Source organism: Thiothrix caldifontis (assembly GCF_900107695.1).
Lineage (GTDB): Bacteria > Pseudomonadota > Gammaproteobacteria > Thiotrichales > Thiotrichaceae > Thiothrix > Thiothrix caldifontis.
The window spans coordinates 125,761-137,154 of the sequence record NZ_FNQP01000012.1; the positions used below are offsets into that span (position 1 = coordinate 125,761).

Consider the following 11,394-nt stretch of genomic DNA (forward strand, 5'->3'; position numbering starts at 1 on the left):
AGGCCAGTCATTTCTGACTAGCCTTTAAATTTTGGTGCCGGGAAGAGGACTCGAACCTCCACGGGGTTACCCCCACTAATACCTGAAACTAGCGCGTCTACCAATTCCGCCATCTCGGCAATTCACAAAGCAGTAATGCCTTGCGAGACGCGAAATATATAGCGCTCACAGCATCTTGTCAAACACCAAACCGCGTTTTTATTACATTTTTTTGGTACAATGCTCGCAGACAACAGCACAAACCACAAAAGGACGATTTTTTGAAGTTTAACGATCCCCATAGCCAGCGCGAAGCCGAGAAATACGAAAACCCCATCCCTAGCCGTGAAGTCATTCTCTCTGTGTTGACAGAACGCGGGCAGCCGCTGGACTTTGTGACCCTTGCAGACGCCTTGCATTTATATGACGAGCGTGACACTGACGCGCTGAAAAAACGCCTACGTGCCATGGAGCGTGACGGGCAATTACTCTATAACCGCCGCCGCCAGTATGTCCCCATCGAACGCACCGACCTGATTGCCGGGCGCGTCATTGGTCATCCCGATGGTTTTGGTTTTCTGAAACCGGATGATGGCACACCCGACCTTTTCCTACACGCCAAGCAAATGCATGGTTTAATGCACGGTGACCGTGCTCTATGCAGTGTGCGTGGCCTTGATCCCAAAGGCCGCCGCGAAGGTGCAGTCGTCGAAGTGCTGGAACGTGGCACAACCCAAGTCGTCGGGCGTTATTTTATTGAAGGCAATATCGGTTTTGTCACCCCTGACAACTCGCGGATTAGCCAAGACATTCTCATCCCAGCGGAAGCTGCTGGTAACGCCCAACCCGGTCAAATCGTGGTTGCGGCAATTGTCGAACAACCCTCCAAACGTGCCCAGCCCAGCGGCAAAATTGTCGAAGTACTTGGCGATCACATGGCTCCCGGCATGGAAATTGACGTTGCGATCCGCAGCCATCAGCTTCCTCACGACTGGTCAGCCGAAATTCGTGAAGAAGCCGATCAATTTGGCTACGAAGTCGCCGAAGCCGACAAACTCAACCGTGAAGACTTACGTGATACCCCCTTCGTTACCATAGACGGCGAAGATGCCAAAGATTTCGATGACGCAGTGTATTGCGAACGTGATGGCAACGGCTGGCGCTTACTGGTCGCCATTGCCGATGTCTCCCACTACGTCAAAGCCGATTCAGCGATTGGTCAAGAAGCCACAGAACGCGGCACATCCGTGTATTTTCCCGGCAAAGTTATCCCAATGTTGCCTGAAATTCTGTCCAACGGTCTATGTTCTCTCAACCCACACGTAGACCGTCTGTGCATGATTTGCGACATTCAAATCGGCGCACGCGGCAAACTGATCAGTTACCAATTTGTCGAAGGCGTCATGCATTCCGCCGCCCGCCTCACTTACACAGAGATGGCAAAAATCGTGGTTGACCGCGATATGGAAGCTCGCCGCAAGCACACACCTGAACTGTGCGAACACCTTGATGACTTGTATTCGCTCTATAAAGTCCTCCGCAAAGCGCGTGACCGTCGTGGTGCAATCGACTTTGAAACCGCTGAAACCCGCATCGTCTTCGATGCCGAACGCAAAATCGAAGCGATTATCCCCACCGAACGCAACGATGCCCACAAGCTGATTGAAGAATGCATGATTCTCGCCAATGTGTGCGCCGCTACGTACTTAAGCAAGTACAAAATCCCCGCATTGCACCGTGCCCATAAAGGCCCTACGCCAGAAAAACTGGCCGATTTACACCAATTCCTCGCGAGCCTAGCCTTAACGCTTGATGGCGGTGAAAACCCCACGCCAAACGATTACACCAAATTGCTCAATAGTTTAGAAGGACGCCCCGACAAGCACATGATTCAAACCGTGCTGTTGCGATCCATGTCGCAAGCGGTTTACAGCCCTGAATCCGATGGGCATTTCGGCTTAGCACAAACGCATTACGCGCATTTCACTTCCCCCATTCGCCGCTACCCTGACTTGTTGGTACACCGCGCCATCCGTCACTTAGTGCGTGGTGGAAAAGTGAAAGATTACCAATACACGCACAAAGAAATGGTAGCGCTAGGTGAACACTGCTCCATGACGGAACGACGTGCCGATGACGCTACCCGTGATGTAACCGCATGGCTTAAATGCGAATACATGCAGGAACACATTGGTGAAAGCTTCAGCGGTATCATTACAGGCGTTACCGGGTTTGGGCTGTTTGTGGAACTCAGCGACATCTACGTAGAAGGGCTGGTTCATATCACCGCTTTGACCAGCGATTATTACCATTTCGACCCCGCCCATCATCGTTTGACCGGTGAAAACTCTGGGCGCATCTACCGCTTGGGCGACACCATCCATGTCACCGTGGCACGAGTAGACTTAGATGAACGCAAAATTGATTTCGTACTAGCCAAAGTGGATGGCGAAGCTACAGCCGACCGTACCAAAAAGCCCAACGGCAAAAGCCGCAAGCCTGCTACCAGCAAAGGCAAAGTGGAACACGCCTCTAAAACCGATCCCACAGCCAGCCAAAAACCTGCCAGTAAGAAAAAACCGGCAAGCAAAAAACCCCGTAAGAAGAAACCAAACGTCTAATGTCAAAATCCATTATTTGCGGCGTACATGCCGTTGAAAGTGCCTTGCGCAACGATACCGAAAACCTCGGACAAATCTGGCTGGACAAACGCAGCCGCAACGACCGCCTGAAAAAATTAGAAAAGATAGCGGAAGAAAGCGGAATGCGCATTCTCCTCACCGATGCCGATAAACTCGACAAGATGGCAGGCAATAACCGCCACCAAGGCATTGTTGCCGAGTATTACAAACTCAAAGCGTGGACAGAAAACGACTTCTACGACCTGCTTGATGGCATGAGTGAACCACCGTTTCTGCTGGTATTGGATGGTGTGACTGACCCGCATAATCTGGGCGCGTGTTTACGTACCGCCGAAGGAGCTGGCGTGCACGCAGTCATTGCACCGAAGGATAATGCTGCCAGCATTACGCCGACCGTGCGTAAAGTTGCCTCTGGTGCGGCAGAAATTATCCCGTTTATCCCCGTAACCAACCTTGCCCGCACGCTGGAAACACTGAAAAGTCGCGGAATTTGGTTGACGGGTACAAGCGACAAAGCCAAGCAAACCTTGTATCAAGCCGATTTGAAAGGGCCGATGGCACTGGTTATGGGTGCGGAAGGCGCTGGTATCCGCCGTTTGACCGAAGAATCGTGCGACTACCTGATTTCGATCCCGATGTCTGGACAAGTCTCCAGCTTGAACGTGTCAGTCGCGACGGGTGTGTGCTTGTACGAAGCCTTGCGGCAGCGGCAAACGTCTTGATCATGGTTCAGAATAGTAGTCGTATTTTTTCAGCATTTCGCTGGTAAAGCGCCAAGCCTCGTTGTACGACAAGCCGCTATTGTCGGGAATAATAACTTTCACGTACAAGTCCGTGCCATGCTGCGTTTTCAATGCACTTAACTCGCCATCCAAGACGGAACGGTTGACGCTACGCGCCGCCGTTTCCCCCGGTTTGCGGATACTGTAACCGTTTTTGCTGTACACCACCTCCACCACCTGTTTGCCTTTGGCGGAACGGGCGGGCTTGAGCAGTTTCTGGTATTTTTGATCGAGTTCAGTAAATTCACCTTGCAGGCTCAGCAACTTCTTCTCACTTTCATCGACTTTCGTCTGTAAACCAATCACTTGTGAACTTTTCTCATCTAAATTGGTTTGCAATTCAATGATCGCTTTTTCGCGTAAACCTAAGGTATCCGCCTGTTCACGGCTGAGGGTTTGCAAGCGCGTCAGCTCCGCCTCTTTATCGGTGCTAGCACTGCGAGCCGCTTCGGCTTCCGCACGACTGCGCAATAATTCCATTTCCAAACTGGAAGAACGTTGTTGCAAATACTCCAGTTGCTCTTCCAAGGTGGCATTAGCCTGAAGCTGGAATTCGGCTTGCTGGGTAGCTTTCTGAGCCTCAAACGCCGCACGTTGTGCTTCCTGAGCGGCACGCTGAGCTTCGAGCGCGGATTGCTGGGCTTCAAATTGTGCCGCCTGCTCAGCTAAAACGCTGTTACGCAAATTGTCCAATAAGCGCGTATTCGTCAGCACCACCGCTACCGTCACAATCAGAAAAATCATGGTAATGACCATCATAATGTCAGTGAAGGATGGCCAAAAACTTTCCTCGTATTCATCCCGCGAACTAATGAGAGAAGCGAAGGAAAAATGCCCGTCACTCATGCCCTACCCCTTCGGTTTGTCGTCAAGGCGAAAACCTTCACGGATCGAGTCGCGAATCACCCGAATATTGTCGCCACTCTGACTCACCGCAACTTGCAAATCATCCGCTGCCAATTGCAGGCGCTCACCTGCGTGCAAGAAGCGATCTTGAATCACATGAATCGCCTCAGCTGCCTTACGCAATTCAGCGGCCAATACCGCCACATCATGCATCAAGCTATTTTCCACATGCTTAAAGCGCGGCAAAATATAGAGCGTTGTGACATTTTCAACATTCGCTAATAACTGGGTACGCGCATCTTGCAGACGCAAGTGGAAATACGCAAAGAATACATAACAGACAATCGCTGTAATCGTGGTACTCAGCGCGTTGGACATACCTCCAATAATCGTGCCCATTTGCTGCATATTTTCAGGAGAATCCAATAAACCCGCTGCCCCCATCAAAGCAATGGACAACGATACCACCGTACCAAACACACCGGCTAAAATCAGAATGTTATGCACGAATCTTACTAAAGTGAATTGAGTCGACATTCCTGCTGCTAACGTGGAGGCCAATGCGGCTTGATTCACACCCGCGTTCTGGCGGGCAATGGTTTGCACCGCATAATAACGATCCACAATCAGAGCAGATTCAGGCAAACCATAAGCAGGATTCGGCACATTCTCATCCACCCGTTTAAGAAAACGTTGCAGCATATCTTGCTCACGGGTAAAACTGAGGAACATAAAAATCATGCGTACCAAACCGACGAGAAAAATCAGCAAAATAATGCCATTCAACACCAAACCCAATTGTCCGGCTTGCGTCGAGTAAAAAAATTGTGCTACTTGCGCTTTGTTCAGCAACACCACCACCCCTAGAAGGAACAAGACGACAAGCATCTGTAACAGGGTCAGGTAATAGCGCGTTTTAATCGGTTTCAGCATCAGTTTCAGTATCCTTGACATAGGGACGGCGTGGTATGGCTTCGACCGGCACGGGTTCGGTAATGTTCCGCCCCGATGAAATCCCCAACTCCGACAGTTTGCGCACCCCCGGCAACACACTGCGTTCCAGCGAACCTAGCGCCTTGTTGTAAGTGTCCACACTGCTGCCGAGATTACGCCCCAAACGCTCCAGATGGTCAAGGAAAACCGTAAGACGTTTGTGTAATTCTTCACCCAAATCACGCACCTTGCTGGCGTTTTCGGCCAATACCGTTTGTTTCCACCCAAATGCTACGGCTCGCAATAACGCCACCAAGGTACTGGGTGTGGCGAGGATCACTTTGTCGTTGAGGGAATCGTGCAACAGCGTTTTATCCTGCTCCAAAGCCGCACCGAGAAATTGCTCACCGGGAATGAACAACACCACGAAATCCGGCGATTGTTCAAACTGCTCCCAGTAACGTTTGCCCGCCAGCACTTTGACATGATCACGTACATGGCGGGCATGGCGTTGCAAATGCCGTTTACGGCTATCTTCGTTATCCGCATTCACTGCATCAAGATAGGCATCCATCGGCGCTTTCGCGTCCACAATCATTTCGCGGGCATCGGGCATTCGGATCACCATATCCGGGCGAATGGTGCGTTCCGCATTACTGCGCTGGGTTTGCTCGACGAAATCGCAGTGTTCAATCATCCCGGAAAGTTCTGCAAGCCGACGCAAACTCAATTCGCCCCATTGCCCACGGATACCGGGGGTACGCAATGCCGAGGCCAAGCGCCCGGTTTCATCGCGTAAGGCGGTTTGATCGTGCATCATGCCACGAATCTGTTGACTGAGAACCCCGAAACTCGCGTGCCTGTCTTTTTCAATCTGCTGAATTTGTGCCTCGGTTTTTGCCAATGCATCCCGAATCGGGTCAACCAAATGCTGAATCGACAACTGGCGTTGTTCCAAATCGGTGCGCGATTCCACCTGAAACCGTCCCAGCGTTTCGTGCGCCAATTGCAAAAACTGGGTATTATTGTCGCGCAACGCCCGCTGCGACAAGGAAGCAAAGGTATGATGCAAGCGATCTTGCGCATCATCCAACATCCGCAAGCGTTCCTCATTGATTTGCTCTTCGGTTTGCCGCAAAAGTTGTAGGCGTTCCAATTCACGCTGCGCCTGCCGCAACGGTGCGCTGTAAATAAAATGGGCAAGCAATGCCCCTAACGCAAACATAATGAGCGCTGTGACCACCACAATATTGTCATCAATGAATGCGCCCAATTGAAACGGAGCACTCTCCATCAAGTTAACCACGCCAGCAATTCAGAAGGGTGCATAAGGCTGCCATCCGCAGGCCAAGCATGATGCTCATTATTCGCATTCAAATATCCCCACTCTGCAATTAAGGTTTGCATACCGGCATTACGCCCCGCCACGATGTCCCGTTCCGCATCACCCACATACAGGCATTGTGCGGGAGGAATACCGCAACGTTGCGCCGCCAACAACAAGGGTTCGGGGTGCGGCTTAGCCACCGGCAAGGTATCGCCGCCAATGATGCAAGCGGGACGCGTGTGCAAATCTAACGCCACCAATAACGGAAATGTCAGGTATTCAGGCTTATTGGTGACAATTCCCCATGGCGTTCCATCTGCTTCCAAGGTTTCCAACACGGTGGGTATCGCATCAAACAAACGTGAATGGCGGCTGATATTCGCTTGATAATAATCGAGAAAAATCGCACGACGACGTTGCAAATCGTCAGTACTTTGTTCCGTTCCAAACGCCAGCTCCAACATGCCAATACTGCCGTGAGAAACCGTGTGACGCGCTTGCGCTAAGGTAAAAGGTTCACGCCCTTCTGCAACCAAAACGGCATTCAAAGCAGCCAGCAAATCGGGGGCAGTATCCAGCAACGTACCATCCAGATCAAACAGTACACATTTTATGGGAAAAAAAGAACTTGTCGGCATGAGATGCATCCATACAATCAGCAGTTACGTAAAACAAGATCAGCAAGACATTATTTTTAAGAGATGTTTATGCTACACCTGAAACAGGGTAGTGATTATCGCACTATTGGCGCATGGGGCGCTATTTTCCACGGCTGTTTCAGCGAGTGAGGTGGAAAGCGGCAAGACCCAAGGGGTTGGATGTCTTAATGAATGGATGTGGCTGGACTCCATAGCATAGGATTCCAGCCACTCACCACTCAACTGACTGATACTGTCATTTAACGCAGAATACCGTCTTTGTCGATGAACTGCTGGGTGCTGTATTCTTCTACGGGCAACTTCACCACATTCCGCCCTGCGGCTGTTTCGCGGGTCACGTAATCCGCGAACGATTGCGCGTAATCCAGATACGTATTCAGCTTTTTATCGGCTGCCAAGTTTTTAAATGTGGTATAGCCATCACCACCCGTTGCAAGGAAGCTATTGGTCACGACCTTGTAGGTTTTCGCCGGGTCAATCGCCACCCACGCCCCCGTCACACGCGGATTCACTTGTACATTCGTGACCCGCGCGCCCTTAGCTTTAGACAAGTCAGCATCCCAACGTAAACCGGCTGCATACGGGTATGAACCTGTCGAACCTTGCGGATTCAGCGCGAAATCAATGCCGTCTTCCAACGAGTCAATAATCTCTTTTCCGGTCATATCCATCTCGGTTAGAGTATTCGCAAACGGCAGCAAGGTGTAAGCCGTGCCAAGGGTAATGTCGCCTGCGGGGACATCAATACGCACACCACCACCATTCTGCAAACAAATGTCAGATGTCAGGCTCATTTCCAAAAAGGCTTTGGAAACAATATTGGCAATGTCACTGCCATGCGATTGGGTAGCAACGGTACAGCCTGCGGTCTTGCTTAAACCTTGGTTAGGAATACGTTCGTGACACAGCGTTTCAGCGGCTACCCCGATCTTGGTTTGCTTTAACACATCGACTTGTTTGGAATAACTATCGAGGTTGGCTTGAGCAGTTGCATCCGAAGTAACAATAGACAGTTCCGGTGCATCAGCTACCGCTTTTAATGCTGCTTCGCGCTCTGCACCCGTCAGTTCCACTTTATTCACTTGGAAAGTGTCACTTAACAACAGGTGTGGTGTACCTGAACACGCGCTTACTTCACCACTGGCGTTAAACTCAATGCTCAACTCGCCCACGATGTCGCTGTATTGCGAGGCTTGGGCAATGCACACCTGCTTGCCGTTCGCATCAGTGGTTTTGGTCGGGTAAGCACCTGCTGGTGTCAGACCGAAGGCTTTGAAACCATCCCCAAGCAAAGTATGCGAATCGCCGCCCACAATCACGTCAACGCCTTTGAGCTGCTTGGCGATGGTTTGGTCATTACCGTAACCTTGATGCGTCAGCAAAATAATTTTGTTAACGCCTTTGCCCGCCAATTCGTCGATGTATTTTTGTGCGGTAGTCGCTTCATTTGCAAACGTGGTGGTTTCATCCGGGCTGGAAGAGTTTTTGGTTTTGCCTGCAATGGTGAGGCCGATAATGCCAAATTTCTGCCCGTTGATTTCTTTGATGGTGTAAGGCTTGATGTAATCGGTGGCAGAATTCAACGTCAGTGGTGAAGTACCAACTTTAGGCTGCACATTCGCAGACAACACCTCGGTTTTACACGCTGCACTGCTGTTGAGGAAATCGAGGAAGTTTTTCAATCCAGCATCCCCAGCATCAAATTCGTGATTCCCTAAAGTGAATGCATCAAAACAAACCTGATTCATCTGCTCAGCATCTGCCTTGCCCTTAAACAGGGTGTAATACAAATCGCCAGTAATCGCATCACCCGCGTGCAGTTTCAATACATTGCCGCCGCTGGCTGCCAATTCGTTGATTTTATTTACCACACGTGGGAAACCACCGGTCTTGACCGCTGTGGCTTTACCCGCCAGCGTCAGGGTGGCACTGTTAGGCTGCAAGTGTGAGTGGTGGTCGTTGATGTGCAAAATGCGCAGACTAGTTGCTGGAACATCTGTGCTAATAGCAACTGTCTCATTATTATTACAGCCGCTCACCAGACCTAACACAGAAATACACGTGCTTACGAGAAAAGAATACTTTAGTTTCATCAGAGACTCCAGATTATTACTTGGTCGTCTCCGTATACCGGATTTTGATGACAACTTGATGATGCAGGCTTATAAATAACTCTTATGCCTCAAATACGTACAATCCCGTTTTCACCCGCTACACCGTTAGTCACATAGCCATCCGCTTCCCAGTCATTTTCCCAATAGCTACCATCATACAAATAACGAAACTGGTATTCCGATTTCCCAGTATCCAGTTCCAGCACGGTGGTGAATTCACCGTTTTTCAGAGCGGTCATGGGGGTTGCCTGTACATTCCAGTCATTAAAATCCCCCACCAACGCAATTTCACGGGCAGACTTTGCGGCGTGTTTACTAATGCGGAACGTGACTTTGCAGGCAGGACGGGTTTTCAAGTATTGCTTTTTCAACATAATTTAATCTCTTTGCTCAAGAAAGCGTGAACATAAAACCTCTCGACTTTCTCTCGTTTTCAAAACTACCAATGGGCATTCTCTCACAAAAATGTTAAGCAATTTTTATGCCAACTGATTGCTACCCCAACCGCTCCATCACCAGTGCCATATTGTCCAACGCATACCACGGCTTGACTTCAAACACTTTGCGGCTAGTCGGGAAGTAATCACGCAATTCTGCGATGGCCTCAAAGTAATCCCACTTCAAGGTGTAACTGTCGGCACGGTTCATGCCTGACACCTCAGTTTCTATGAAGGAAAGGTGCTGATCCGCCAACCCGTTATTCGCGTGCAGGTGAAAGTGAATGTGGAAACCTTTGTCGCTGAGTTCGCGCAACCACAACACCCACTGTGGCAGTTTTTCCTGTGACCAGATTTTGGCGTGTCCGATGTCGAAGCAGTGGTGGATATGCAGCAATTCCAGCCGCTCGACCAATTCAAAAAACCAGCGGTAAAATTCCAGATTATGGTAGGTGTTTTCAATGTAAATGGGGTGCTGGTATTCGGCGCATACCGCTTCCAAAACCTGTAATTGGCGTGTTAAATGCTCTGCCAACGCTTTGCGATGTGCCGGACGCTGGCTGGTTGGCGTATTGTGCAGGTGCGTAATCGAATAACTGGAGCCGATTTCCTGCGCCAAGGTAAGCTGCTGGTGCAATTGCTCTTCCACACCCGCAATCGTGAATAAGCTGAGGCGTTGATGATCCAGATGCGTATTGACCGGGATGCGCTTTGGCGCTTGCTGCAAGCTGCTGCGAATAAAATCCCACGCCGCTTGATTACCAAAATACAAGCCAACTTCCAGTGGGCGTCGCTGAGTAAGCGCAGCATTGACAACCGGCTCGATTTCTTCACGGTTTTTCTCGACGACTTTATAGCCAAAGGTTTGCACAGCAATACTCCTGTTTAAAGGTCAGCGCGAATGTTACCGGTTTTGTGTTGCAGTGGTGTGAATCCGCCAAACTGTCACATTTTTGTCAAGGCTTAATCATCCTCTGTACACAAGGCTCTGCTAGGCTGAACGTGCTAACCCGTTTGCCAAGGAGGCTTACTATGCACACTGAACTGATGCGTTTTCATTTGAGTACCACGCTACTCGCTCTCATTACCGCCACGCCATTCGCTCACGCCACTGACCTCAACCCTGCTGACAATATTCAAGTCGGCCCGCGCCCTTATTATCTGGTTGAGGACATGGATGCCGGTCAACTGAAAGATGAATTGCAACATTGCGGCAATCAACCCTTCCGCAAAACCGATTTTTCCATCGGTCATCGCGGCGCAGCGCTGCAATTTCCTGAACACACCAAAGAATCTTACGAAGCGGCTGCCCGCATGGGTGCTGGCATTATCGAATGCGACGTCTATACGCATCAACTTTAAGCCCTCCATTCCCTAACTTGCTGTAATCTCATCCAATTATTAGGTTTTTTCCTCCGTTTGTTTTGTCGGCAAGCGGTTGAAGAAGCGAAGAGTTTTGCCAGTTGCTTGAGGCATTTTATCAAGCTGCGTCGCTCAGCGATGCAGGCGGCAAGATGGGAAGCCTGTTCCTGAATGGCTTGAACACCTTTGGTGAGGCTGCGCTGGGGTATTTCCCACAATCCGGTGAGCATGATCCAGTGTTGGATGAGGATAATCAGTAATTTGACGTAGATTTCACACAAAATTCGCCATACGTTGGCACTTCTGGAAACCG

11 protein-coding genes and 1 tRNA gene are annotated in these 11,394 nt (G+C 50.1%); 4 read left to right on the plus strand and 8 right to left on the minus strand.

Annotated features, from left to right (window positions below; translation table 11 throughout):
• Nucleotides 1-32: 32 nt before the first annotated feature.
• Nucleotides 33-119, minus strand: a tRNA-Leu gene (locus tag BLV87_RS11620).
• Nucleotides 120-260: 141 nt separating this feature from the next.
• On the opposite strand from BLV87_RS11620, the gene rnr reads away from it, so the two are divergent.
• Nucleotides 261-2,600, plus strand: coding sequence for a ribonuclease R (gene rnr / locus BLV87_RS11625; RefSeq protein ID WP_093068886.1), 2,340 nt, complete (start codon nucleotides 261-263; stop codon nucleotides 2,598-2,600).
• Entirely contained in the window at nucleotides 2,600-3,343 is a 744-nt protein-coding gene (gene rlmB, locus BLV87_RS11630) for a 23S rRNA (guanosine(2251)-2'-O)-methyltransferase RlmB (protein ID WP_093068869.1), read from the plus strand. Before rnr ends, rlmB begins: the two co-directional genes overlap by 1 nt.
• On the opposite strand, the gene BLV87_RS11635 is transcribed toward rlmB, so the two are convergent.
• The 7 genes from BLV87_RS11635 to BLV87_RS11665 all read right to left on the minus strand — a co-directional run bounded on the left by BLV87_RS11635 (nucleotide 3,344) and on the right by BLV87_RS11665 (nucleotide 10,590).
• A complete protein-coding gene (locus BLV87_RS11635) occupies nucleotides 3,344-4,249 on the minus strand; it encodes a hypothetical protein (protein ID WP_093068871.1) in 906 nt (301 codons plus the stop codon).
• 3 nt (nucleotides 4,250-4,252) lie between these two features.
• Nucleotides 4,253-5,182, minus strand: coding sequence for a hypothetical protein (locus BLV87_RS11640; protein WP_093068872.1), 930 nt, complete (start codon nucleotides 5,180-5,182; stop codon nucleotides 4,253-4,255).
• The gene (locus BLV87_RS11645; RefSeq protein ID WP_093068874.1) at nucleotides 5,166-6,476 is read right to left on the minus strand and encodes a DNA recombination protein RmuC; all 1,311 of its coding nucleotides are present in this window, start codon (nucleotides 6,474-6,476) and stop codon (nucleotides 5,166-5,168) included. Before BLV87_RS11645 ends, BLV87_RS11640 begins: the two co-directional genes overlap by 17 nt.
• Entirely contained in the window at nucleotides 6,476-7,147 is a 672-nt protein-coding gene (gene gph / locus BLV87_RS11650; protein ID WP_093068875.1) for a phosphoglycolate phosphatase, read from the minus strand. Before gph ends, BLV87_RS11645 begins: the two co-directional genes overlap by 1 nt.
• Nucleotides 7,148-7,407: 260 nt before the next feature.
• Nucleotides 7,408-9,261: an NAD nucleotidase gene (nadN, locus tag BLV87_RS11655; RefSeq protein ID WP_093068877.1), complete on the minus strand. Its 1,854-nt coding sequence runs from the start codon at nucleotides 9,259-9,261 to the stop codon at nucleotides 7,408-7,410.
• Nucleotides 9,262-9,350: 89 nt separating this feature from the next.
• On the minus strand, nucleotides 9,351-9,656 hold the full coding sequence (locus BLV87_RS11660) for an isoamylase early set domain-containing protein (RefSeq protein WP_245707009.1): 306 nt from the start codon (nucleotides 9,654-9,656) through the stop codon (nucleotides 9,351-9,353).
• 121 nt (nucleotides 9,657-9,777) lie between these two features.
• Nucleotides 9,778-10,590: a TIM barrel protein gene (locus tag BLV87_RS11665; protein ID WP_175517918.1), complete on the minus strand. Its 813-nt coding sequence runs from the start codon at nucleotides 10,588-10,590 to the stop codon at nucleotides 9,778-9,780.
• Nucleotides 10,591-10,751: 161 nt separating this feature from the next.
• On the opposite strand from BLV87_RS11665, the gene BLV87_RS11670 reads away from it, so the two are divergent.
• Entirely contained in the window at nucleotides 10,752-11,081 is a 330-nt protein-coding gene (locus BLV87_RS11670) for a glycerophosphodiester phosphodiesterase family protein (protein ID WP_139282176.1), read from the plus strand.
• 101 nt (nucleotides 11,082-11,182) lie between these two features.
• Complete coding sequence (locus BLV87_RS19390) at nucleotides 11,183-11,341, plus strand: hypothetical protein (protein WP_175517813.1); 159 nt, start codon at nucleotides 11,183-11,185, stop codon at nucleotides 11,339-11,341.
• The last annotated feature ends 53 nt before the right edge of the window (nucleotides 11,342-11,394 follow it).

What these genes read in the sequence shown, in the direction of transcription:
- rlmB (WP_093068869.1), top strand. Translation starts at nt 2,600, where the DNA reads ATGTCAAAATCCATTATTTGCGGCGTACATGCCGTTGAAAGTGCCTTG.
- BLV87_RS11635 (WP_093068871.1), bottom strand. Translation starts at nt 4,249, where the DNA reads ATGAGTGACGGGCATTTTTCCTTCGCTTCTCTCATTAGTTCGCGGGAT.
- BLV87_RS11640 (WP_093068872.1), bottom strand. Translation starts at nt 5,182, where the DNA reads ATGCTGAAACCGATTAAAACGCGCTATTACCTGACCCTGTTACAGATG.
- BLV87_RS11645 (WP_093068874.1), bottom strand. Translation starts at nt 6,476, where the DNA reads ATGGAGAGTGCTCCGTTTCAATTGGGCGCATTCATTGATGACAATATT.
- gph (WP_093068875.1), bottom strand. Translation starts at nt 7,147, where the DNA reads ATGCCGACAAGTTCTTTTTTTCCCATAAAATGTGTACTGTTTGATCTG.
- nadN (WP_093068877.1), bottom strand. Translation starts at nt 9,261, where the DNA reads ATGAAACTAAAGTATTCTTTTCTCGTAAGCACGTGTATTTCTGTGTTA.
- BLV87_RS11660 (WP_245707009.1), bottom strand. Translation starts at nt 9,656, where the DNA reads ATGTTGAAAAAGCAATACTTGAAAACCCGTCCTGCCTGCAAAGTCACG.
- BLV87_RS11670 (WP_139282176.1), top strand. Translation starts at nt 10,752, where the DNA reads ATGCACACTGAACTGATGCGTTTTCATTTGAGTACCACGCTACTCGCT.